This window comes from Actinacidiphila alni, assembly GCF_900112845.1.
GTDB classification, from domain to species: Bacteria; Actinomycetota; Actinomycetes; order Streptomycetales; family Streptomycetaceae; genus Actinacidiphila; species Actinacidiphila alni.
Map to the genome: position 1 here is coordinate 97,364 of NZ_FONG01000026.1, position 24,223 is coordinate 121,586.

The 24,223-nt window shown below is 71.0% G+C and carries 17 protein-coding genes and 1 pseudogene; 8 read left to right on the forward strand and 10 right to left on the reverse strand.

Annotated elements, in window-relative coordinates:
• Window positions 1-43 precede the first annotated feature (43 nt).
• On the forward strand, window positions 44-490 hold the full coding sequence (locus tag BM076_RS31500) for a DUF1772 domain-containing protein (protein WP_093717155.1): 447 nt from the start codon (window positions 44-46) through the stop codon (window positions 488-490).
• A gap of 82 nt (window positions 491-572) precedes the next feature.
• Window positions 573-1,124, forward strand: a complete 552-nt coding sequence (locus BM076_RS31505) for a DinB family protein (protein ID WP_093717156.1) — start codon at window positions 573-575, stop codon at window positions 1,122-1,124.
• Between the two features lie 26 nt (window positions 1,125-1,150).
• On the opposite strand, the gene BM076_RS31510 is transcribed toward BM076_RS31505, so the two are convergent.
• From BM076_RS31510 to BM076_RS31540, 7 genes are all read right to left on the reverse strand, one after another.
• On the reverse strand, window positions 1,151-2,185 hold the full coding sequence (locus tag BM076_RS31510) for an ABC transporter ATP-binding protein (RefSeq protein ID WP_093717157.1): 1,035 nt from the start codon (window positions 2,183-2,185) through the stop codon (window positions 1,151-1,153).
• The gene (locus BM076_RS31515) at window positions 2,178-3,206 is read right to left on the reverse strand and encodes an ABC transporter ATP-binding protein (protein ID WP_093717158.1); all 1,029 of its coding nucleotides are present in this window, start codon (window positions 3,204-3,206) and stop codon (window positions 2,178-2,180) included. The genes BM076_RS31510 and BM076_RS31515 overlap by 8 nt, the downstream gene beginning before the upstream one ends.
• 11 nt (window positions 3,207-3,217) lie before the next feature.
• Window positions 3,218-4,189, reverse strand: a complete 972-nt coding sequence (locus BM076_RS31520; RefSeq protein WP_093717159.1) for an ABC transporter permease — start codon at window positions 4,187-4,189, stop codon at window positions 3,218-3,220.
• Window positions 4,182-5,105 carry an ABC transporter permease gene (locus BM076_RS31525; RefSeq protein WP_093717160.1) on the reverse strand — a complete coding sequence of 308 codons (924 nt, stop codon included), beginning with the start codon at window positions 5,103-5,105 and terminating at the stop codon, window positions 4,182-4,184. Before BM076_RS31525 ends, BM076_RS31520 begins: the two co-directional genes overlap by 8 nt.
• Window positions 5,106-5,248: 143 nt before the next feature.
• Complete coding sequence (locus BM076_RS31530) at window positions 5,249-6,892, reverse strand: peptide ABC transporter substrate-binding protein (RefSeq protein ID WP_093717161.1); 1,644 nt, start codon at window positions 6,890-6,892, stop codon at window positions 5,249-5,251.
• A gap of 428 nt (window positions 6,893-7,320) precedes the next feature.
• Entirely contained in the window at window positions 7,321-9,186 is a 1,866-nt protein-coding gene (gene typA / locus BM076_RS31535; protein ID WP_093717162.1) for a translational GTPase TypA, read from the reverse strand.
• A gap of 172 nt (window positions 9,187-9,358) precedes the next feature.
• Window positions 9,359-11,146, reverse strand: a complete 1,788-nt coding sequence (locus BM076_RS31540; RefSeq protein WP_093717181.1) for an ABC transporter family substrate-binding protein — start codon at window positions 11,144-11,146, stop codon at window positions 9,359-9,361.
• Window positions 11,147-11,411: 265 nt separating this feature from the next.
• On the opposite strand from BM076_RS31540, the gene BM076_RS31545 reads away from it, so the two are divergent.
• The 6 genes from BM076_RS31545 (at window position 11,412) to BM076_RS31570 (ending at window position 18,318) form a co-directional block, all read left to right on the forward strand.
• A complete protein-coding gene (locus BM076_RS31545) occupies window positions 11,412-11,699 on the forward strand; it encodes a hypothetical protein (RefSeq protein WP_093717163.1) in 288 nt (95 codons plus the stop codon).
• Window positions 11,700-11,767: 68 nt separating this feature from the next.
• Window positions 11,768-12,604 carry a hypothetical protein gene (locus tag BM076_RS31550; protein WP_093717164.1) on the forward strand — a complete coding sequence of 279 codons (837 nt, stop codon included), beginning with the start codon at window positions 11,768-11,770 and terminating at the stop codon, window positions 12,602-12,604.
• Between the two features lies 1 nt (window position 12,605).
• A complete protein-coding gene (locus BM076_RS31555) occupies window positions 12,606-14,555 on the forward strand; it encodes a fumarate reductase/succinate dehydrogenase flavoprotein subunit (RefSeq protein ID WP_093717165.1) in 1,950 nt (649 codons plus the stop codon).
• Window positions 14,552-15,319: a succinate dehydrogenase/fumarate reductase iron-sulfur subunit gene (locus BM076_RS31560; protein ID WP_093717166.1), complete on the forward strand. Its 768-nt coding sequence runs from the start codon at window positions 14,552-14,554 to the stop codon at window positions 15,317-15,319. Before BM076_RS31555 ends, BM076_RS31560 begins: the two co-directional genes overlap by 4 nt.
• A 103-nt stretch (window positions 15,320-15,422) precedes the next feature.
• Window positions 15,423-17,528: a TPM domain-containing protein gene (locus BM076_RS31565; RefSeq protein ID WP_093717167.1), complete on the forward strand. Its 2,106-nt coding sequence runs from the start codon at window positions 15,423-15,425 to the stop codon at window positions 17,526-17,528.
• A gap of 73 nt (window positions 17,529-17,601) precedes the next feature.
• Window positions 17,602-18,318 (forward strand): PspA/IM30 family protein, encoded by a 717-nt coding sequence (locus tag BM076_RS31570; protein WP_093717168.1) that lies wholly within the window; start codon window positions 17,602-17,604, stop codon window positions 18,316-18,318.
• A gap of 18 nt (window positions 18,319-18,336) precedes the next feature.
• On the opposite strand, the gene BM076_RS31575 is transcribed toward BM076_RS31570, so the two are convergent.
• The 3 genes and pseudogenes from BM076_RS31575 to BM076_RS31585 form a co-directional block, all read right to left on the reverse strand.
• A complete protein-coding gene (locus BM076_RS31575) occupies window positions 18,337-20,880 on the reverse strand; it encodes a SpoIIE family protein phosphatase (RefSeq protein ID WP_093717182.1) in 2,544 nt (847 codons plus the stop codon).
• Window positions 20,881-21,146: 266 nt separating this feature from the next.
• Window positions 21,147-23,705 carry a SpoIIE family protein phosphatase gene (locus tag BM076_RS31580; protein WP_093717169.1) on the reverse strand — a complete coding sequence of 853 codons (2,559 nt, stop codon included), beginning with the start codon at window positions 23,703-23,705 and terminating at the stop codon, window positions 21,147-21,149.
• 275 nt (window positions 23,706-23,980) lie between these two features.
• A pseudogene (locus BM076_RS31585) lies at window positions 23,981-24,223 on the reverse strand (IS5/IS1182 family transposase); the annotation flags it as partial.

Genomic DNA, 24,223 nt, shown 5'->3' on the forward strand with positions numbered 1-24,223 from the left:
ATCGCTAGCAGCGCTAGATCCGCTACAGTCGCAAGGAGTCGTCATGCTCAACGCATTCGAAGTCGTCACCACCGTCGTCGTCGGCGTACTGGTGGGCGTCGAGTTCGCCGTCGCCTTCGTCATGAACCCGATCCTCAACGCACTCCCCGACGACAGCACCCAGCTCGGCAACGCCCACGGCGGCCGGATGCTCGGCGCCGTCATGCCGTTCTGGTACATAGGCTCGCTCGTCCTGTGCGCGGTCTGGGCGGCCGCCGGCTGGGGCGACCACCACACCGGCCTCGTCGTCACCGCCGCCGGACTGCTGCTCCTCAGCGTGGTCATGTCGATCGTGCTGCTCGTCCCGATCAACAACCGCAACAAGACCTGGACCCCGGAGAACCGCCCCGCGGACTGGAAGCAGCAGCTCGCCCGCTGGAACCGCTACCACTACGTCCGTGTCGCCGACCTCATCGCCGCCTTCGCCCTGCTCGCCACCGCCCGCGCCTGAAAGGGAGTCCACCATGGCCGCGGCCACCTCATGGAGATCCTCACCCCGGGTGTGTCATAGCCGTCCGCTACGGTCTGCGGGCATGACTGACATCAGCGCGGAAGAGTGGCCCGAGCCCCCGCTCGCCGGGAGCGAGGCGGAAGCTGTTGTGGGGGCGCTGGAACGGCAGCGGGCGACGGTGGCGTGGAAGTGCTCCGGGCTGGACGCGGCCGGGATGCGGGTGAGCGTCGGGGCGTCCACGGTCACGCTGGGCGGGCTGCTCAAGCACTTGGCGCGCATCGAGGACAGCCACTTCGCGCGGCTGTGGCTCGGTACGCCGGTCGGGCCGCCGTGGGACGCGGTGGACTGGGCGAACGACGCCGACTGGGACTACCGTACGGCCGCCGACGACTCCCCCGGCGAACTGCTCGCGCTCTGGCGGCAGTCCGTCGCCCGCTCACGGGCGGTCGTCGACCGGGCGCTCGCCGAGGGCGGGCTTGAGCAGCTCGGCGCGTACACCACCCGTAGCGGCGAGCGCCCCAATCTGCGCCGGATCCTGCTCGACCTGGTCGAGGAGTACGCCCGGCACGCCGGCCACGCCGACCTCATCCGCGAGTCGATCGACGGCCTGGCGGGCGAGGACCCGCCCCGGTAACGGCCGGCGCCGCCCGCCGTACGCGGTCAGGCGGCGTGCGAACCGACCGGGTCCTTCTCCTCGGCGAAGTGGCAGGCCGACTCGTGTTCGGCCGGGGTGCCCGCGCCCTGGAAACGGGTGGGGACCGCAAGCAGCGGGGTCTCCTCGGCGCAGCGGTCCTCGGCCTTCCAGCAGCGGGTGCGGAAGCGGCAGCCCGACGGCGGGTTGGCCGGCGATGGCACGTCGCCGGCGAGAATAATGCGTTCGCGGTGCTCGCGCGCCTCCGGGTCCGGGACGGGTACGGCCGAGAGCAGGGCCTGGGTGTACGGGTGGGTCGGGTGCTCGTAGATCTCGGCGTCCGTGCCGATCTCCGCCATCCGGCCCAGGTACATCACGCCGACGCGGTCGGAGATGTGCCGGACGATCGACAGGTCGTGCGCGATGAAGACGTAGGACAGGTCGAACTCGTCCTGGAGCTTCTCCATCAGGTTGACGACCTGCGCCTGCACCGAGACGTCGAGCGCCGAGACGGGCTCGTCGCAGATGATGATCTCCGGGTTGAGCGCGAGGCCGCGGGCGATGCCGATGCGCTGGCGCTGGCCGCCGGAGAACTGGTGCGGGTAGCGGTTGATGTACTCGGGGTTGAGACCGACCACGTCGAGGAGTTCCTCGACCTTCGCGCGGCGCGAACCCTTCGGGGCCACCTCGGGGTGGATGTCGAAGGGCTCACCGATGATGTCGCCGACCGTCATCCGCGGGTTGAGCGAGGTGTACGGGTCCTGGAACACCATCTGGATGTTGCGGCGGACCGCCTTCAGGGCGCGCCCGGACAGCTTGGTGATGTCCTGGCCCTTGTAGAAGACCTCGCCGGAGGTGGCCTGTTCCAGGTTCATCAGCAGCTTGGCGACGGTGGACTTGCCGCATCCTGACTCGCCGACGATGCCGAGCGTCTCGCCCCGGTAGAGGTCGAAGGAGATCCCGTCGACGGCCTTGACCGCGCCGATCTGCTTCTTGAACAGGACCCCCTGGGTCAGCGGGAAGTGCTTGACCAGGTTGCGTACTTGGAGGATGGGCTCACTCACCGAGGGTCTCCTTCCAGAAGTGGCAGGCGCTGCCGCGCCGGTCGCCGACCGTGTGCAGGACGGGCACCTCGGTGCGGCAGATGTCCTGTGCCATCGGGCAGCGCGGGTTGAAGGCGCAACCGGACGGGATCCGCAGCAGGTTGGGCGGCAGCCCCTTGATCGCGTACAGCTCCTGGCCCTTCTGGTCCAGCCGGGGAATCGACTGGAGCAGGCCCTTGGTGTACGGGTGCGCGGGGCGCTTGTAGATCTCGTGGACGGGCGCGTCCTCCACGATCCGGCCCGCGTACATCACCGCGATCTTGTCGGCGACGTCGGCGACGACACCGAGGTCGTGGGTGATCAGGATCAGGCCCATGGTGAACTCCTGCTGGAGTTCGGCCAGCAGGTCCATCACCTGGGCCTGCACGGTGACGTCGAGCGCGGTGGTCGGCTCGTCCGCGATGATCAGGTCCGGTTCGAGGGCGAGCGCCATCGCGATCATGATGCGCTGGCGCATGCCGCCGGAGAACTGGTGCGGGTAGTCGTTGACCCGCTCCTTGGCGGCCGGGATACGGACCCGGTCCATCAGCTCGATCGCCTTGGCCTTGGCGGCCTTGCGCGACAGGCCCTGGTGCGCCCGGAACATCTCGCCGAGCTGGTAGCCCACCGAGAGCACGGGGTTGAGGGAGGACAGCGCGTCCTGGAAGATCATCGCGATCTTCCGCCCGCGCAGCTTGCGCCGCTCCTCGGCCGACATCTTGAGCATGTCGCGGCCCTGGAAGAGGATCTCGCCGCGCGGGATACGGCCGGGCGGCATGTCGAGGATGCCCATGATCGCCTGCGCGGTCACGGACTTGCCGGAGCCGGACTCGCCGAGCACCGCGAGCGTCTCCCCGGCGTTCACCGAGTAGTTGACGCCGTTCACGGCCTTGGCGACGCCGTCGCGGGTGTGGAACTCCACGTGCAGGTCGCGTACTTCGAGCAGCGGAGCGGTCGTGGTGCCGGGGGCGGGGGCGCCCGCGGTCTGGTCGATGACGGTCAACGCCGTACCTCCTAGCGCAGCTTGGGGTCGAGGGCGTCGCGCACCGCGTCGCCGAGCATGATGAACGCCAGTACCGTCACGCTCAGCGCGCCCGCGGGCCACAGCAGCATGTGCGGGGCGTTGCGGATCTGGCTGGACGCCTGGGAGATGTCGATGCCCCAGGACACGGCCGGCGGCTTGAGGCCCACGCCGAGGAACGACAGGGTCGCCTCCAGCGAGATGTACGTGCCGAGCGCGATGGTCGCCACGACGATGATCGGGGCGAGCGCGTTGGGCGCGATGTGCCGCAGCAGCATCCGGGCGTTGCCGGCGCCCAGTGCCCGCGCGGCCTGCACGTAGTCCTGCTGCTTTGCGGTGATGACCGCGCCGCGGGCGATACGGGCGATCTGCGGCCAGCCGAGCAGGATCATGAAGATCGAGACGGTGGTGACGTTGCCGCCCTTGACGACGGAGAGGAAGACCACGCCGCCGAGGAGGATCGGGATGCCGAAGAAGATGTCGGAGATCCGGGAGAGGATCGCGTCCCACCAGCCGCCGAAGTAGCCGGCCAGGCCGCCGAGGACCGAGCCGAGGACGGTGACGCCCGCGGTCGCGAACAGGCCGACCGACACCGAGGCGCGGGCGCCGTGCACAACGCGGGTGTAGACGTCGCAGCCCTGCTGGTCGAAGCCGAAGGGGTGGCCGGAGGTCGGCCCGTCCTGCGACTTGGCGAGGTCGCACGCCAGCGGGCTGGCGGAGGCGATCAGTCCCGGCCAGATCGAGATCACGATCAGGAAGAGGATCAGCAGCCCGGACACGTAGAACATCGGCTTGCGGCTGAGGTCGTGCCAGGCGTCGTTCCACAGGCTGCGCGGCTTCTCGCGGGCGCCGTCGGGCGACGGCTTCGCGGGCTCGCCGGGGCCGTGCGGCTCCTGGACGGGCAGGCCGCCGGGCGCGCCGCCCGCCGCGTTGACGAGGCTCTGGGTGTCGTACATGTCAGACATAGCGAATCCTCGGGTCCAGGACCGCGTAGAGCAGGTCGACGAGCAGGTTGGCGGCGAGGAAGACGATCACCAGGATCGTCACGAAGCCGACCACGGTCGGCGGGTTCTGCCGCAGGATGCCCTGGTAGAGCTGCCAGCCGACGCCGTGGATGTTGAAGATCCGCTCGGTGACGACCGCGCCGCCCATCAGGGCGCCGAGGTCGGTGCCGAGGAAGGTCACCACGGGGATCAGCGAGTTGCGCAGCAGGTGGACGGTGACCACGCGCCGCTTGGGCAGGCCCTTGGCGACGGCGGTGCGCAGGTAGTCCGCGCGGGAGTTCTCCGCGACCGACGTACGGGTCAGCCGGGCGACGTAGGCGAGCGAGACGCCGGCCAGCACGACGCCGGGCAGGATGAGGTCGCCGAAGGGGGCGCCGTCGGCGACCGCCGGACTGGCCAGGCCCCACTTGACGCCGACGAAGTACTGCAGCAGGTACGCGGTCACGAAGGTCGGGATGGACACGACGAGCAGCGTGAACGCGAGCACGCCGCTGTCGGCGAACCGGCCGCGGCGCAGGCCCGCGAGCAGCCCGAGCCCGATGCCGATGACGGCCTCGAAGGCGAAGGCGACCAGCGTGAGCCGGATGGTGACCGGGAAGGCCGAGCCCATCAGCTCGGTGACCGGCTGCCCGGTGGCGGCCTTGCCGAAGTCGCCGGTGAAGATCTGCCCCATGTAATGGACGTACTGGGCGGGCAGTGAGTGGTCCAGATACAGGTCGTGTCTGATCTGCGCCGCCGTGGCGGGGTCGGGTGCGCGGTCGCCGAACATGGCGGCCACCGGGTCGCCGAGCGCGTAGACCATGACGAAGATCAAGAAAGTGGTGCCGATGAAGACCGGAACCATCTGGAGCAGGCGTCGTATGACGTAGCGCCCCATCTGCCCTCCAGGGATCGGGCAGGCGTCGGCCGCCGGAGCTTGTGGCCCCGGGCCGGTGCCCGCACCGCGAGCGGTTGCTGTCGGTTCCCCCCGAACGCGCGCCCGCCATGGGGTGCCATGGCGGGCGCGGTGACGCGATCAGGTCAGTTGGCGACCGTGATGTCGGTGAAGACGGGGTAGCTGAAGGCGTTCTCCGTCACGTTGGACACGCGGGAGGACCAGCCGGCGCCGCCGTTCTGGTACCAGAGCGGGATGACCGGCATGTCCTTCATCAGGATCTTCTCGGCCTGCTGGTACAGCGTGATCGCCTTGGCGGTGTCCGGCTCCGCGTTCGCCTGCTTGATCAGCGCGTCGAACTGCGGGTTGCTGTACTTCGAGTCGTTCGAGCTGCCGCCGGTCGCGTAGAGCGGCGTCAGGAAGTCGTCGATCAGCGGGTAGTCCATCTGCCAGCCGGAGCGGAACGGCTGCTTCATCTCACCCTTGGTGATCTGGTTGCGGAAGTCCGCGAAGGTACCCGTGGGGGCGCCGACGCACGCCTTGTTGTCGCCCAGCACGTTGTTGATGCTGTTGCAGACCGCGTCGACCCACTGCTTGTGCGAGCCGGAGTCGGCGTTGTAGCCGATGGTCATGTGACCGCCGGGGATGCCGCCGCCCTCCTGGATCAGCTGCTTGGCCTTGGTCGGGTTGTACGTGACCGACTCGCCGCCGATGGAGTCGCTGTAGCCGCCGGCCGCGCCCAGCACCGGGGAGGTGAGGTCGTTGGCCGGGGTGCGGGTGCCCTGGAAGATCTTCTGGGTGATGGTCTTCCGGTCGATCGCCATGGACAGGCCCAGGCGGACCTTCTCCATGCCGGGGGCGTTCCACGCCTTCTGGTTCAGCGGGAAGGAGACGGTCTGGATGATGCCGGCCGGCTGGTTGAGGTAGCGGCCGCCCAGGTCCGACTTCACGTGGCTGAGCTGCTCGGCCGGGATGTCGTCGAGGACGTCCAGATTGCCCGCCTGCAGGTCGGCGTAGGCGGTGTTGCTGTCGGTGTAGACCTTCAGCAGCACGCCCTTGTTCTTGGGCTTGCTCGGACCCGTGTAGTTCGGGTTCGGGACCAGCTTCATGCTGGAGCCCTTGGTGTAGGACGCCACCATGTACGGGCCGTCGCCGACCGGCTTGTTGAGGTAGCCGGCGTGGTCGGTGAAGAACGACTTCGGCAGCGGCGCGAACGCCTTGTAGCCGAGGCGGTCGGGCCACGTGGAGAACTTCTGGGTGAGCTTGACGGTGAAGGTGGAGTCGTTGACGACCTTCAGGCCCGACATCGTCTTGGCGGTCGGGGCCGCGCCCTCCTTGGCCGGGTGGACGGCGTCGTAGCCGTCGATGTCGGCGAAGAAGTACGAGTTGAGCTGCTTGTTGGTGACCAGGGCGCCGTAGTTCCACGCGTCCACGAAGGAGGCGGCGGTGACCGGCGTGCCGTCGGAGAACTTCAGCCCGGCCTTGAGCTTGATGGTGAAGTTCTGCTGGTCGGTGGTGGTGATGGAGTCCGCGGCCTCGAGGTTGGCCTTGCCCGTCTTCGGGTCGTACTCCTTGAGGTTCATGAAGATCATGTCCAGGACCTTGCCGCCCTGCACCTCATTGGTGTTCGCCGGCTCCAGGGGGTTCTGGGGGTCTCCCCACCACGCCCTGACAATGCCGTCGTTGGAACCGCCGGCCTTGCTGTCCGAGTCGCTCGAACCGCAGGCGGTTGCTGCGAGGGCGACGACTGCCGCGCCTACGACCCACTTGGCGCTCTTGGCACCGCGCATGGGTTTGCCTCCTCAGGAGTCACTGTCGATACGTGAAAGGAAGGCCGGTCGCCGCTGACACTCCTGACACCCCTGCCGGAGATGGGCCTGGCCTTCCGTGCTCGTGAGTCGGCGCTCCCCATCAGCGCGTGACCCATTGACCCGAGCTCAACTTCGTCCACTATCGGGCACGTTTGAGGATGCTTGGTACCAGCACGGGTTTCGCTTCGATCACGATGAGCGGATCCGGGCGTCCGAAATTCGGACAATCCCGAACGTACGCAGACAGGTCCTAAACGGACAGTGTGATCTTTCTTACGCCGCTGAGCGGCACTCATTGTCCGAATAACGGACGGACGGGAAGCCCAAAGGGGCGCGGGGAACTGCGCGACCAGCCACCACCGGCGGACGGTCGCGCGGCTCCCCGCGCCCCTACGAGCGCTTCGCGCTCAGCGCTTGGCCCGAGCGGCCGAGCGGCCCCGCTCCTTCTGGTCCAGGACGACCTTGCGGATGCGGACCGTCTCCGGGGTCACCTCGATGCACTCATCGTCGCGGCAGAATTCGAGCGACTGCTCCAGGGAGAGCTTGCGCGGCGGCACCACGTTCTCGGTGTTGTCCGCGGACGCGGCCCGCATGTTGGTGAGCTTCTTCTCCTTGGTGATGTTCACGTCCATGTCGTCGGACCGCGAATTCTCACCGATGATCATGCCCTCGTAGACCTCGGTGCCGGCCTCGGTGAAGATCACCCCGCGCTCCTGGAGGTTGATCATCGCGAACGGCGTGACCGTGCCCGAACGGTCGGCGACCAGCGAGCCGTTGTTCCGGGTGCGCAGCTCGCCGAACCACGGCTCGTGGCCCTCGAAGATGGAGTGCGCGATGCCGGTGCCGCGGGTCTGGGTGAGGAACTCCGTCCGGAATCCGATCAGGCCGCGGGACGGCACGATCCACTCCATCCGGATCCAGCCGGAGCCGTGGTTGGTCATCGTCTCCATGCGGCCCTTGCGGGTCGCCATCAGCTGCGTGATCGCGCCCAGGTGCTCCTCGGGCGAGTCGATCGTCATCCGCTCGATCGGCTCGTGCAGCTTGCCGTTGATCTCCTTGGTGACCACCTCGGGCTTGCCGACGGTCAGCTCGAAGCCCTCCCGGCGCATGGTCTCCACCAGGATGGCCAGCGCCAGCTCGCCGCGGCCCTGCACCTCCCAGGCGTCCGGGCGCTCGGTGGGCAGCACGCGGAGCGAGACGTTACCGACCAGCTCGCGGTCCAGGCGGTCCTTGACCAGGCGGGCGGTGACCTTGTGTCCCTTGCCGCCCTTGCCGACCAGCGGCGAGGTGTTCGTACCGATGGTCATCGAGATCGCGGGCTCGTCGACCGAGATCAGCGGCAGCGCGATCGGGTTCTCCGGGTCGGCCAGCGTCTCGCCGATCATGATCTCCGGGATGCCCGCCACCGCGCAGATGTCACCGGGGCCGGCCTCCTCGGCGGGCTTGCGGGTCAGCGCCTCGGTCATCATCAGCTCGGTGATCCGGACGTTGCTGATCGTGCCGTCGCGCTTGATCCAGGCGACCGTCTGGCCCTTGCGCAGGTGGCCCTCCTCGACCCGGAGCAGGGCGATACGGCCGAGGAAGTTGTCCGCGTCCAGGTTGGTGACGTGCGCCTGGAGCGGCGCGTCCTCGGTGTACGTCGGGGCCGGGACGGTGGACAGGATCGTGGAGAAGAACGGCTCCAGGCTGTCGCTGTCGGCCGGGACCGTACCGTTGTCCGGCTTGGTCAGCGAGGCGACGCCGTCGCGGGCGCAGGCGTAGACGATCGGGAACTCGATCTGGTCCTCGGTGGCGTCCAGGTCCAGGAAGAGGTCGTACGTCTCGTTGATGACCTCGTCGATCCGGGAGTCCGGGCGGTCGGTCTTGTTGATGCAGAGGATGACCGGCAGATTCGCGGTGAGTGCCTTGCGCAGTACGAAGCGGGTCTGCGGCAGCGGGCCCTCGGAGGCGTCCACCAGCAGCACGACCGCGTCCACCATGGACAGGCCGCGCTCGACCTCGCCGCCGAAGTCGGCGTGGCCGGGGGTGTCGATGATGTTGATCGTGATCACATCGCCGCCACCCTTGGGGTGGTACTTCACGGCGGTGTTCTTCGCGAGAATGGTGATGCCCTTCTCGCGCTCCAGGTCGTTGGAGTCCATCATCCGGTCGTCGAGATGCTGGTGGGCGGCGAAGGCGCCGGCCTGCTTGAGCATCGCGTCGACGAGGGTCGTCTTGCCGTGGTCGACGTGGGCGACGATGGCGACGTTGCGAATATCGTGGCGCGTGGACATGCTGCGGCGCTTCTCCCGGATTCGTGGATGACGTCGCGTTCCTCGTTGACGCGCTCGCCTGCCGGGCAAGGACACGCCGCGGCCTTACCCCATGGTACGGGCCCCGGCCCCCTCCGGCCGCCGCAGGCGGTGCGTGAGGGGGCCGGGGCCCGGTTTCGCGCCCTTGTACGTGCTACTTCCGGAAGCCGAGGTTCTGGTAGACGGGGGTCTCGAAGCCGAAGACGCCCGCGTTGGCGACGGTGGTGCGCAGGCCGACCAGGCCGGGGCGCTGGTAGAGCGGGACGGAACCGGCCGCGGCCCAGATCCTGGCGTCGGCCTTGGTGGTCAGGTCACGGGCCTGGCCGGCGTCCAGCTCGCCGCCGGCCCGGTCCAGCAGCTGGTCGATCTGGTCGGTGCCGACCCGGGTGTAGTTCTGGGCGACGGTCAGCGAGCCGTCGGGGGCGGGCACCGGCTTGGCGAAGATCGGGGTGTCGTCGGTGGCCGGGTAGGCGGTGCCGGGCCAGGAGTAGAGCGCCAGGTCGAAGTCGCCGGAGGCGATGTGGTCCTGGAAGTAGCTGTCGCCGTCGACCTTGGTGATCTCGGTGCGGATGCCGATGCCGGAGAGCATGGTGGCGATCCTGCTGCCGACCGCGTCGAGCGTCGGGGAGCCGGCCGGGAGCACGAAGCGCATGCTCAGCTGCTTGCCGGACTTGGTGACGGCGGCGGCGGGCTCCACCACGGTGACGGCGCCGGAGGCGGCGGTACGGCCGGGGCCGCCGGCCGCCTGGTCGCCGGTCTTGGCGGTGCTGCGCTTCCAGCCGGCGTCGGCCAGCAGCGCCTGGGCCTGCTGGATGTCGTTGGAGCCGAGCGCCGAGCTGTTGTCGTGGTAGCCGTTCTGCGAGGGCAGCACCAGGTGGTTGCCGAGCGCCTCGGCGGGCAGGCCGAGCGGCTTGAGCACGGAGCTGGCGATGGCCTTGCGGTCGATGGCGCGGGCCACCGCGTGCCGGACCCGCTCGTCGGCCAGCGGACCCGTACTGCCGTTGATGGCCAGCTGCGCGTACGCCGCGTCCGGGGCCTTCCGTACGGCCAGGCCCTTGGTCGCGGCGACCTTCGACACCGTCTCCGGGTCGATCTCGGCCAGGTCCAGGGTGCCGGCGGCCAGGGCGGCGGCGCGCTTGTCCATGGGGACGGCGGTCAGCACCAGCTGGTCGAGCTTGGCGCGGTCGCCCCACCAGGAGGGGTTGCGCACCAGGGTGACGGTGCCCTTCTTGCTGTCCACGGCCTTGACCGCGAAGGGGCCCGCGACCACCGGCAGCTTGGTGCGGACGCCGTCGTTGAAGGTGTCGGCGTCGGAGGTGACGGACTTCGGGTACAGCGGGCTGAACAGCGAGCGCCAGTCGGCGTACGGGGTGGCGAAGGTGACCTCGACCTGCTGGGCGTCCTTGCCCTGGCGGACGTCGGAGATCCGGTCGTAGCCGGCGTTGCGGGAGGTCCAGTAGGCGCTGTTCTTGCCGTTCAGCGCCTTCCACTGGGCGATGAAGTCGGCGGCGCCGACGGCCCGGCCGTCGCTCCACTTCGCCTTCGGGTTGAGGTGGTACGTCACCGTCTGGCGCGGGGACTGGGCGACGTCGGCGCCGGTGAGGAAGTCGGTGTCCTCCTGGGGGGCGCCGTGGCCGTCGAGGCGGTACATCGCGGGGAGGGTGGCGCCCGCGATCGTCTCGGTGTCGGCGCTCGCGTCCGCCTGGTACGCGTTGAGCGTCTGCGGCAGTTCGTCGGTCGCCCAGCGCAGGGTGCCGCCGTCGCGGACGCCGGTCCTGGCGACCGAGGCGATGTCGGTGCCCGCGGTGCCGGCGGCGCCGCTGCCGCCGGAGGAGCAGGCGGTCAGGGTCATGGCCGCGCCGGCGGTGAGCGCCATGGCGGCGCGCAGCGCGCGGGCCTGGCGGCCCGGGGACGCGGCGGTTGGGTTCGCGCTGCGGATCATGTCCGGCACCTCCAGCGGGTCCGGCTTGCGCCGGGGACATCCTCATTTGGGCTGATTTACGTCTTATCGGTCCCCACCTCACGTGACGTCATCCCCCGCCTCGCGTCGACACTCCGGCCTCCCCCTCGGGTTCCACCCATACGGCCCCCTCGCCGGGGCGGGCGGGAAAAGGGGTGCACGTGTCTTCACAAGGCGGGGCGGGAAGCGCGACACTCACAGGCGCGGCCGAGTGTGAGCCGCGTCACTCACTCCGGCCGGAGGCCGTATGAGCCTGCAAGAGGATCTGACCTCGGTCCAGCGGAGGCTGGACGATCTGATGCGCTGCGTCGGACGGCTCGACGAGCACGTGGGCGACAGCCTGGACATGCGCAGGGTGCGGGCGGACGCGGGCCATCTGCGGGAGAGCCTCGCCCTGCTCCAGGACGCGGCCCCGGCGGCGGCCGGCAGGCAGACCGTCGAGATGGTGACCATCCCGGACGCGCCGTACGACCGCGGCCTGTGGGCCGACGCGGAGGACGAGGGGCTCGGCTCGCCGCACCGCCACGCGCCGTAGCCCGTACGCCCGTAGCCCGTACGAGCACCGCAGCGCAGCCCCCTCCCCCTGTTCCTTCGGAGTCCTCCTTGGCCACCGGAACCACACCCACCCCATCAGCCACTCCCACCGCGCGCCGCGGCGTCCTGACGCCGGGGCGCGCCGCCATCTCCGCCCGTCATCTGCGGACCGACCGGTGGTGGCTGCCGCCGCTGGTCACCGCGCTGGGCCTGGCGGCCTTCATCGGCTACTCGACCTGGCGGGCGTTCGCCAACAGCCACTACTACGCGGCGCCGTACGTCTCGCCGTTCTACTCGCCGTGCCTGGCGACGAACTGCGCGGACATGAAGGGCGGCGCCGACTGGGCGCTGTTCGGCGACTGGTGGGGCCTGTCACCGGCCCTGCTGGTGCTGATCTTCCCGCTCGGCTTCCGGCTGACCTGCTACTACTACCGCAAGGCGTACTACCGGGGCTTCTGGGCCTCGCCGCCGGCCTGCGCGGTCGCCGAGCCGCACGCGAAGTACACCGGCGAGACCCGGCTGCCGCTGATCCTGCAGAACGTCCACCGGTACTTCTTCTACCTGGCGCTGCCGGTGGCCGGCATCCTCACGTACGACGCGGTGCTCGGTTTCCGCGACGAGCACGGGAGGTGGGGCCACATGGGCCTCGGCACCCTCGTGCTGCTGGTGAACATCACCCTGATCTGGGCGTACACCCTGTCGTGCCACTCCTGCCGGCACATCATGGGCGGCAAGCTCAGGCACTTCTCCGCGCACCCGGTGCGCTACCGCCTCTGGGGCTGGGTCGGCGTCCTCAACGGCCGCCACATGCTGCTCGCCTGGTCGTCCCTGATCAGCGTCGGCCTCGCCGACCTCTACATCTATCTGGTCTCCAGCGGCGCTTTCGACGATCCGAGGTTCTTCTGAGATGACACAAGTCGAACGGCACGCGTACGACGTGGTCGTGGTCGGCGCGGGCGGCGCCGGGCTGCGGGCCGCGATCGAGGCCCGGGAACGGGGCATGCGCACTGCCGTGATCTGCAAATCGCTGTTCGGCAAGGCCCATACGGTGATGGCCGAGGGCGGCATCGCGGCCAGCATGGGCAATGTCAACTCCGGCGACAACTGGCAGGTGCACTTCCGCGACACGATGCGCGGCGGGAAATTCCTCAACCAGTGGCGGATGGCCGAGCTGCACGCCAAGGAGGCCCCCGACCGCGTCTGGGAGCTGGAGACCTGGGGCGCGCTGTTCGACCGCACCGCGGACGGAAGGATCTCGCAGCGCAATTTCGGCGGCCACGAATACCCGCGGCTTGCGCACGTCGGCGACCGTACGGGCCTGGAGCTGATCCGTACCCTCCAGCAGAAGGTGGTCTCGCTCCAGCAGGAGGACTTCGCCGAGACCGGCGACTACGAGGCGCGGCTGAAGGTCTTCCAGGAGTGCACGGTCACCCGCGTGCTGAAGCGGGACGGCGCGGTGGCGGGGGTCTTCGGCTACGTCCGCGAGTCCGGGCGGCTGTTCGTGATCGACGCGCCCGCGGTGGTGCTGGCGACCGGCGGCATCGGCAAGTCGTTCAAGGTGACCTCCAACTCGTGGGAGTACACCGGCGACGGGCACGCGCTGGCGCTGCTGGCCGGGGCGCCGCTGATCAACATGGAATTCATCCAGTTCCACCCGACGGGCATGGTCTGGCCGCCGTCGGTGAAGGGGATCCTGGTCACCGAGTCGGTGCGCGGCGACGGCGGGGTGCTGCGCAACAGCGACGGCAAACGCTTCATGTTCGACTACGTGCCGGACGTCTTCAAGGAGAAGTACGCGCAGTCCGAGGAGGAGGCCGACGGCTGGTACACCGACCCGGACACCCACCGCCGCCCGCCGGAGCTGCTGCCCCGCGACGAGGTGGCGCGCGCGATCAACTCCGAGGTGAAGGCCGGCCGCGGCACCCCGCACGGCGGGGTCTTCCTCGACGTGTCGACGCGGCTGCCCGCCGAGGAGATCACCCGGCGGCTGCCGTCGATGCACCACCAGTTCAAGGAGCTGGCGGACGTCGACATCACCGCGGAGCCGATGGAGGTCGGCCCGACCTGCCACTACATGATGGGCGGGGTCGATGTGGACCCGGACACCGCGGCGGCCCGCGGCGTCCCCGGGCTGTACGCGGCGGGCGAGGTCGCCGGCGGCATGCACGGCTCCAACCGGCTGGGCGGCAATTCGCTGTCGGACCTGCTGGTCTTCGGCCGCAGGGCCGGGCTGCACGCGGCCGAGTACGCCGCCGCACTGGGCGCCGACGAGCGGCCCGTCGTCCCCGAGGAGCAGATCGACACCGCGGCGGCCGAGGCGCTGCGGCCGTTCAGCGCCGAGGAGGCGGGTCCCGACGAGCCCGGCGGCCAGGGTCCGGCGGAGAATCCGTACACCCTGCACCAGGAACTCCAGCAGGTGATGAACGACCTGGTGGGCATCATCCGGCGCGGGCCGGAGATGGCGGACGCGCTGACCCGGCTGACGGAGCTGCGGGCCAGGTCGCGGCGGGCGGGCGTGGAGGGCCACCGGCAGTTCAACCCGGGCTGGCACCTGGCGATCGACCTGCGGAACATGCTGCTGGTCAGCGAGTGCGTGGCGCGGGCCGCGCTGGAGCGCACCGAGAGCCGCGGCGGCCACACCCGCGACGACCATCCGGAGATGGACCGCGCCTGGCGGAAGGTCAATCTGGTCTGCGAGCTGACCGACCCCACCGGGGGCCTGGCGGCCACCGACCCCGAGCACGGCCAGATCGGGCTGCGCCGACGCGACACGGACCCGATCCGGGCCGATCTGCTCGCCCTCTTCGACAAGGACGAGCTGCGGAAATACCTGACGGACGAGGAGCTCGACGGGTGAGTTACGAAGCGCACTTCAGGGTGTGGCGCGGCGACGCCGAGGGCGGCGAGCTGCGGGACTACCAGGTCGAGGTCAACGACGGCGAGGTCGTGCTCGACATCATCCACCGCCTCCAGGCGACACAGGCGGGCGATCTGGCGGTCCGCTGGAACTGCAAGGCCGGCAAGTGCGGGTCGTGCAGCGCGGAGGTCAACGGCCGGCCCCGGCTGATGTGCATGACGCGGATGTCGGTCTTCACACCGGAGGAGACCGTCACGGTCACCCCGATGCGGACCTTCCCGGTCGTGCGGGACCTGGTCACCGATGTGTCGTTCAACTACGACAAGGCCCGGCAGGTCCCGGCCTTCGTGCCGCCGAAGGGGGTGGCGGCGGGCGAGTACCGGATGCGGCAGGTGGACGTGGAGCGCTCGCAGGAGTTCCGCAAGTGCATCGAGTGCTTCCTGTGTCAGGACACCTGCCATGTGGTGCGCGACCACGAGGAGAACAAGACCTCCTTCGCCGGGCCGCGCTTCCTGATGCGGATCGCGGAGCTGGACATGCACCCGCTGGACGCCGCCGCCGAGGTGGGTCTGACCCGGTCCTCGTCGGCGCAGGAGGACCACGGGCTCGGCTACTGCAACATCACCAAGTGCTGCACGGAGGTCTGCCCCGAGCACATCAAGATCACCGACAACGCGCTGATCCCGCTCAAGGAGCGGGCGGTGGACCGCAAGTACGACCCACTGGTCTGGCTCGGCAACAAGATCCGCCGCAGGGACGCCTGACCCCGGCGGGTCCCCTCCGGTCGCGCTCCCGACACACCGGACATAGCCTCCGGAAAGGAGCACGCGGCAAGCGGCCGTGGCGCGGCGAAGGGGCGCGGAACGCATGCGGCGACTCGCGGGAATCGTTGCGGCGCTCGGCGCCCTGACGCTGCTCACCGGTCTCACCGGGCTGACCGGCATATCGGCGGCGCAGGCACACGCCGGCGCCCCCCTCGTACTGGCCGGGACCGACGACCCGATCACGCTGTCCAGGTCCGGCCAGATCACCGACAAGGTCGGCGCCCTCGGCGACCGCGAGCCGCAGGTCGTCACGGCCCTGGACGGGCTCTACGACAAGGAGCGCGTCCAGCTCTTCGTGGCGTACGTCCGCGGCTTCTCCGGCCGCAGCCCACAGGACTGGGCGAACGCCACCGCCACCAAGAACGGTCTCGGCCAGAAGGACGTCCTGCTGGCGGTGGCCACCCACGACCGGCAGTACGCGGTCTCCGCCGACCAGGACTCGGGCCTGACCGAGGCCCAGCTCAACGAGGTCAGCAGCGCCGCGGTCGAACCCGCGCTGCGGCAGAACGACTGGGCGGGCGCCGCCATCGGCGCGGCGAACGGCTACACCGCCGTCCTCAACGGCGTGCCCGTCACCGCCCCCACCATCACCCCGGGCACCGCCGACCCCGGCGGCGCCGCGCAGGACGACGGGGCGGGCGAGCTGTGGATCCCGGTGGTCGCGGTCGGCGCCGCGGGCGCGGTCGGCATCTGGGCCTTCCGCCGCCGGCGGACCCAGCAGCCGCCCGCCCGGCCGCAGCCCGGCGAACGCGGCTGGGGCGCGCCGCAGCCCACCCCGCTGCCCGAACTCGACTCGCAGGCCAAGCAGTTGCTGGTCGCCACCGATGACGCGGTGCGCACCAGCCAGGAGGACGTGGGCTTCGCGGCGGCGCAGTTCGGCGAGGAGGCGGCTCAACCCTTCGCCGAGGCCGTCGAGTACGCCAAGGGCGAGCTGACGGCGGCCTTCCGGCTGCGGCAGCAGCTCGACGACGCGATCCCGGAGGACGACGCGGTCCGCCGGCAGATGCTGGACGAGATCCTGTCCCGCTGCACCCAGGCCAACCGGCGTCTTGACGCCGAGTCCGAGGCGTTCGACCGGTTGCGCGCCCTGGAGGCCAACGCGCCCGAGGTGCTGGAGCAGGCCGAGGCCAAGGCGACCGCGCTGCCCAGCCGGATCGCCGCGGCCGAGACCGCGCTCGCCCCGCTGGCCGCGAAATACGCCGACTCCGCGCTGGAACCGGTCACCGGCCACCCGGCCGAGGCCAGGGACCGGCTGGAGTTCGCCCGCGGCAGCCTCGACCAGGCCAGGGCCGCGATCGGCACGGACCACGGCAAGGCGGCGGTCTTCGTACGGGCCGCCGAGGGCGCGCTCGACCAGGCCGTCACGCTCGCCGACTCCGTCACCCGCAGGGCCCAGGAGCTGGCCGAGGCCGACGAGCGGCTGCGGGACGCGCTCACCGAGGCCGACACCGATCTCGCCGACGCGCGCGGGCTGCTCGGCGGCACCGTCGCCGGGGTGTCCACCGCGGACCTCCAGGGCCGGATCGCCCGCGCGGAATCGGTGGTCGCCGGCGTACGGCAGGAGGTCTCGGCCGGGCGCTACGACCCGATCGCGGGGCTGCGCCGGGTCGAGGAGGCGGACGCGGCGCTGGACGAGGCGCTGGCCGGGGCGCGCGAGCGCGAGGTCAGCGAGCAGCGGGCCCGCGGCCTGCTCGACCAGGCCCTGCTCGGGGCGCGCAGCGAGGTGGCCGCCGCCCGCGACATGGTGACCACCAACCGCGGCGCGATCGGCAGCCAGGCACGTACCCGGCTCACCGAGGCCGAACGGCGGCTCCAGCAGGCCGAGTCGCTGGCGGCCACGGACGCGGCGGGCGCGCTGGCGCACGCGCAGGAGGCGGACCGGCTGGCCCGGCAGGCGCAGGAGGCGGTCCGGCAGGACGTCGGCGGCTTCGGCGGATACGGCGGCTTCGGCGGCGCCGGGGGCGGCCGGCCCGGCGGCGGCATGGGCGGCGCGGTGCTCGGCGGGATCATCCTCGGCGGGATGCTCGGCGGCGGGCGCGGCGGCGGCTTCGGCGGCGGATACGGCGGGGGCGGCGGCTTCGGCGGCGGGCCCGGCAGCTTCGGTGGCGGGCAGACCCGCGGCCGGATGGGCGGCGGCGGCCGGTTCTGACCCACCCTCTGTTCCCCAGCACCCCCACGTCACACGCATCACGCGTCACGCTCACCACCCAAGGAGTACGACCATGACGAAGCAGACCATCCTCGGCCGGGTCACCCAGCTCGCCAAGGCCAACATCAACGCCCTCCTCGACCAGGCCGAGGACCCGCAGAAGATGATCGACCAGCTGATCAGGGACTACTCCAACAACATCAGCGAGGCCGAGGAGGCGGTGGCCACCACCATCGGCAATCTGCGGCTGATGGAGCAGGACCACGCCGAGGACGTCGCGGCGGCAAAGGAGTGGGGCGACAAGGCGCTCGCGGCCAGCAAGAAGGCCGACGAGCTGCGGACGGCGGGCAACGCCGCGGAGGCGGACCGCTTCGACAACCTCGCCAAGATCGCGCTGGGCCGCCAGCTCCAGTCGGAGAAGGAGGCGACGACCGCCGAGCCGACGATCGCCTCGCAGACCGAAGTGGTCGAGAAGCTCAAGACCGGGCTCGACTCGATGAAGGCCAAGTTGAGTGAACTCCAGGGCAAGCGCGACTCGTTGGTGGCCCGCGCCAAGTCCGCGCAGGCGCAGAACCAGATGATGGACGCGGTCAAGAACATCGATGTGCTCGACCCGACCAGCGAACTGGGCCGCTTCGAGGACAAGGTGCGGCGCGAGGAGGCGAAGGCCAAGGGCAAGGAGGAGCTGGCCGCCTCGTCGCTGGACGCGCAGTTCGAGTCGCTGGACGCGCTCGGCGACAGCGCCGAGATCGACGCCCGGCTCGCGCGGCTGAAGGCCGGCGCCGCGTAGGGCGTATCCCCCGGCCCGTCAGAACATGCTCAGCAGCTCGTCCACCGAAGGGCCGACGGCGGTGGACTCCTCGCCGGGCAGCGCCAGTTCGAACCAGACGGTCTTGCCGCGGTGCGTACGGCGGCTGCCCCAGCTCTCGCTGAGCATCGTGACCAGTTGCAGGCCGCGCCCGCCCTCGTCGGTGTCCCGGGCGCGGCGGCGGCGCGGCTGCACCAGCGCGCTGTCCCACACCTCGCACACCAGGGTGCGGTCCAGCAGCAGCCGCAGCCGGATGTCGCCGTAGCCGTGCCGCAGCGCGTTGGTGACCAGCTCGCTGACCAGCAGCTCGGTGGTGTCCACCAGGTCGTCCAGGCCCCAGCTGAGCAGTTGCTCGCGGGCCAGTTCGCGGGCCCTGGCCACCGAGGTGGGGCGCGGCTCCAGGGTCCAGTCGCCGACCTGGTCGGCGGGCAGGCCGCGGATGCGGGCCATCAGCAGCGCGATGTCATCCTCGCCGTGCGCGGTGTCCAGGGTGGCCAGGACGTGGTCGCAGATGTCCTCCAGCGGGCGCGGCGGCCCGGCGAGCGAGTCGCGGAAGGCGTCCAGGCCCTCGTCCAGCGGATGGTTGCGGGACTCCACCAGGCCGTCGGTGTAGAGGGCGAGCAGAGCGCCGTCGGTCAGCTCGACCTCGATCTCCTCGAACGGTTCGCCGCCGACGCCCAGCGGCACGCCCTTGGGCACTTCCAGCAGCAGCGGCGGCTCGCCGGGTTCGACGACGGCGGGCGGCAGATGGCCCGCGTTGGCGATCGTGCAGCGCCGGGTGACCGCGTCGTAGACCACGTAGATACAGGTGGCCAGATACACCTCGGACAGGTCGATGCCGCCGCGCCGGTCCTTGGCGCGGCGGGTGCGGCCCTGCGTCGGGGAGCCGAGGCCCTGGGCGACCTCGTCCAACGCGCCGAGCACTTCGGCGGGTTCGAGGTCGAGCATGGCCAGGGTGCGGACGGCGGTGCGCAGTTCGCCCATCGCGACGGCGGCGCGCAGGCCGCGGCCCATCACGTCGCCGACCACCAACGCGGTGCGGTGGCCGGGCAGTTCGATGACGTCGAACCAGTCGCCGCCGACCTCGGTCTCCATGCTGCCCGGCAGATAGCGGCAGGCGATGTCCAGCCCCGCGGCCTCGGGGTCGTCCGGCGGGAGCAGGCTGCGCTGGAGTATCAGCGCCCGTTCGTGCTCGCGCCGGTAGAGCCGGGCGTTGTCGATGAACACCGCGGCGCGGGAGGCCAGTTCCTCGGCGAGCATCCGGTCGCGTTCGACGAACGGCTCGCTGCCCTTGGCGCGGGAGAACTGCACCAGGCCGAGCACGGTGTCACGGGCGACCATCGGCACCACGAGCGTGGACTGCACCAGGGTGCCGCCGAGGTCGGGGCCGCCGTCGCCGTCGATCACCTGCGGCTGCGCGGTGCGCAGCGCCCGCGCGCTGGCGGAGCTGAAGCGGTAGCGGTGCACGGCGCCGACCGCGACCGGACCCTCACCGGCGTCGTCGTCCCCGGCCATCGCCACGGGCGCGTCGGACACGGAGCTGGCGAACGCCACCCGGCGTACGTCACCGCTGCCGTCGGTGGTGCCGGTCAGGTCCTCGGCGCCGGACAGCAGCGCCTGGTAGAGGTCGACGGAGGCGATGTCGCAGAAGTGCGGGACGGCCACGTCGAGCAGTTCGCGCGCGGTGGTCTCCAGGTCGAGCGAGGTGCCGATACGGGAGCCCGCCTCATTGAGCAGCGCGAGATTGCGGCGGGCGTGCGCGGCCTCGCGCTCGGCTCGCTGACGTCCGGTGACGTCCATGGCGAGCCCGGCGACGCCGATCGGCCGGCCGGTGCTGCTGTGCAGCCGGTACAGCGACATCGACCAGCGGCGCCGGCCCGGGTCGCCGGGCACGGTGCCGACCAGCGGCATGTCGAGCACGGGTTCGCCGGTCTCCAGCACCTGGCGCAGCGCGGCGCTCAGCCGGTCGGCCTCCACCCGGGACAGGAAGTCGTGCGGGCCGCGGCCGTGGTGCTCCTCGGCGGCGCGGCCGAAGACGGCGGCGAAGCGTTCGTTGACCCGGATCAGCCTCAGGTGCGTGTCGAAGAGCACGAAGCCCATCGGCGACTGCCCGAACACCGCCTGGGAGGCGGCGAGATCGGTCTCGATCTGCCGGAGCGTGGCCACGTCCACGGCGATGCACAGCGCGCCGCGGTCGGCGGGCATGACGTACACCTCGGCGAGGCCGTGCCGGCCCGAGGCGTCCTTGTACGGCACCAGGCCGGTCCACTCGCGGCCGTCGAGGATCTGGGCGAGCCGGGCGTGCGCGCGCTCGCGCACGTGCTCGGGGGCGAAGGCGGTCACCGGGTCGCGGCCCAGCGCGCGCTCGGCGGGCACCCCGAAGAATTCGGCGGCCCGCGCGCTCCACTGGTCGATCCGGCCCTCGCCGTCGAGGGAGAACGACGCCACGCGTATGTAGTCGTAGAGCGAACCGGGCGGACTCGACTGCCAGACCGCGTCGACCGCGTCCGTGTCGTCTCGGGGCGGTTCCGCCCTCGCTGGCATGTCGCTCACTCGCCCGACCCCTCCAGCTCAGCACACATGGACCGGTTGGAGCCGAGTATTCAGCATGACGACCGTCCAGCACACGGTCTTGTCGATCACAGCATCATCTCGGCTCCTGGGGTACGGGGACCGTCCCCGGGACTGCGCGGTCACACCCCTCGCTCCCGCCTCTTCGGCATACCCGGCACAGCACGCGCGAATCATCCGGCGGGGAGGGGTGGCGCGTGTCACGGAACGGGGTTTCCCGGCGGCATGTGCGGGGGCTGTCACGGCAGGGCCAGTTCGAACCAGACGGTCTTGCCGAGCGGCCCGTGCCTGGTCCCCCACCGCCGGGACGCCCTGGCCACCAGTTGCAGGCCGCGGCCGCCCTCGTCGTCCGCGGTCGCGGCGCGCTCCCTGGGCGGGTCGGGCAGCGGGTCGGAGACCTCCACCAGCAGCGAGCCGCCGCGTACCATCCGGACGCCGATCGGGCCGTGCGCGTAGCGGAGCGAATTGGTGACCAGTTCGCTCACCAGCAGCACCGTCACGTCGGTCAGCGGTGTCAGACCCCACTCGACCAGGGTGTCACGGACCCGGCGGCGCGCCAGCCGTACGGCGCTGGGCTCGGCGGGGAAGGTCCAGGAGGCGGTCGATCCGGCGGGCAGGCCGCCGAGCCGGGCCATCAGCAGCGCCACGTCGTCCGGCTCGCGGCCCGGCTCCATGGTGGCCAGCAGTTCGTCGCAGGAGTCCTCAAGCGACGTCAGCGGACGGCAGAGCGTCTCCCGCAGCCGTTCCAGGCCCTCACCGATGTCCTGGCCGCGGGACTCCACCAGGCCGTCGGTGTAGAGCACCAGCACCTCGCCGTCGGCGACCTCCAGCTCGGTGGTCTCGAACCGCACCCCGCCGACGCCCAGCGGCACCCCGGAGGGCAGGTCCACCAGCCGGGCGTGGCACTCGTCGGTCTCGGCGCCCGGCTCGACCAGCACCGGCGGCAGGTGGCCGGCCTGCGCGATGGCGACCCGCCGGGTGGAGGGGTCGTAGACGGCGTAGACGGCGGTGGCCATCCAGCCCTCGGCCTGGCCCTGCGCGAGGTCGTCGCCGAGGTCGTTGACCCGGCGCAGCAGCTCGTCGGGCGGCATGTCGAGCCCGGCCAGGGTGCGGACGGCGGTCCGCAGCCGGCCCATGGTGGCCGCGGCGCCCAGGCCGTGGCCCATCACGTCGCCGACGACGAAGGCGACCCGGCCGCCGGCCAGCGGGATCACGTCGAACCAGTCGCCGCCGACCTCGGCGCCGCTGCTGCCGGGCACGTACCGGAAGGCGACGCCGACGCCGGGCGGCTCCGGCACGGTCTGCGGCAGCAGGCTGCGCTGGAGCATCAGGGCGCCCTCGCGCTCGCGGACGTACAGCCGGGCGTTGTCCAGGGCGGCGCCCGCCCGGTTGGCCAGCTCCATGGCCAGCGCCAGGTCGTCGTGGTCGAACGGCTCGCGGTCCCGGGCCCGGCTGATCACCAGCAGGCCGAGCACCACACCGCGGGCCCGCAGCGGCAGCACCAGCAGCGAGTGCACGCCGAGCGCGATCGCCGCGTGCACCTTGGGGTCGCCGGGGAAGGTGGTGGCCAGCAGCTCCTCCTCCGAGCCGACCATCCGGGGCTGCCCGCTGGTCAGCACGGTGCCGAAGATCGACTTGCGGGTGAAGCTGATGGCCTGGCCGGTCCTGATCATCCGCTCCACCTCGGGGCCCCGGCGCACCGCGCCGGTGCCGAGCTGCCGCATCGGCGTGCTGTCGCTGTACGGCACGGTCGGCAGCTCGCCGCCGTCGGCGACCTCGGCGTGCAGGATCACCCCGGAGTAGTCGCTGAACACCGGCACGACCGCGTCGGCCAGTTCCTCCGCGCAGCGCCGTACGTCCAGCACGCCGGCGATCCGGGTGCCCACGTCGTTGAGCAGCGCCAGCCGGCGCCGGGCCCGTTCCACCTTCGTGGCGGCCTCGACCCGCTCGGTCACGTCGATCACGGTCGCGCTGATCCCCAGCACCCGCCCGGCCCGGTCCACCAGCCGGTGGTAGGACAGCGAGCGGTGGCCGCGGCCGTGCGGGGCGTAGGTGACCAGGTCGATCACCGGGCGGCCGGTGGCCAGCACGTCCCGCTGGAGCGCGGTCAGGTCGGTCGCGGACCGCTCGTCCAGCACCTCCACGACGGTGTGGCCGATGTGGTCGGCGACGGGCAGGCCGTTCATCGCCGCCAGTGCCTCGTTGACCCGCACGTAGCGCAGGTCGCGGTCGAAGATGGCCACGCCGAGCGGGGAGGAGTCGAAGAGGGAGTCCAGCGCCGCGAGGTCGTGCTCCAGGGTGCGCAGGCGGCTGGTCTCGACCATCGACGCCAGCACGAAGGGGCGGCCGTCGCCGTCCACCAGCAGGCTCGCCCGCGTCTCGACCTGGACGGTGTGGCCGTCGCGGTGCCGCAGCGACAGGATGCCGTCCCAGCGGCCGCTCTGGAGCAGCTCGCCGAGGATCTGTTCCGCCTGGGCGGGGTCGGGGATGGTGGGGATCTCTTGTCCCGCGGGGCTTCCCGGGGGCTCGGGCGGGCCGAACAGGCCGCCCACCCGGCGGCCCACGATGTGCTCGCCGGCCCAGCCCAGCACTTCCTCTGCCAGGGGGCTCCACAGGAGGACGCGGCCGGTGGTGTCCAGCATCACCACCGCGACGCGGAGGGTGTCCAGCAGGGTGCCCGTGCTCTGACCTCGGCCCTCGTCGTACGGTTCCTCGTACGTGGCGCCGTACGGGTCGTCGTACGGGTCTCCGTACGGGTCGCGGGCGTGGTTCGGCGACGGCTCGCCGCTGGCGCTCATGCCTCCACCCCCGACCTTTGGGTTTTCGGGTGTTTTACCCGATATTCCCCTATCCTCCACCCACCCGCGCGGGACGTTCCTCTGACGGAGGGCCTCCGGCCCGGCAACGGGAAAGGTTGCCCCTTTCAGGGGCGCGGGGAACTGCGCGCTCAGCCACATCCATGGCGCGGGTGAAAAACCGCCCCCAGCGGGGCAGACGCTGTTGTTTTTGCGACCACCGGGCCGGTGGGGGCTGAGCGCGCAGTTCCCCGCGCCCCTAGGGCGTGTCTTGTGGATCATCTGGCTGACCAGATGAAGATGGCGGCGAGGTGGAGTCCGGCGAGGTAGATGGTGGCGGTCTTGTCGTAGCGGGTGGCCAGGCCGCGCCATTGCTTGAGTTTGTTGATGCACCGTTCGACGGTGTTGCGCTGCTTGTAGGCGTTGCGGTCGAAGGCCGGTGGACGGCCCCCGAGCCGGCCGCGCCGCTTGCGGTTGGCGGCTTGGTCCGCCGGCTGCGGGATCACCGCCCGGATTTTCCG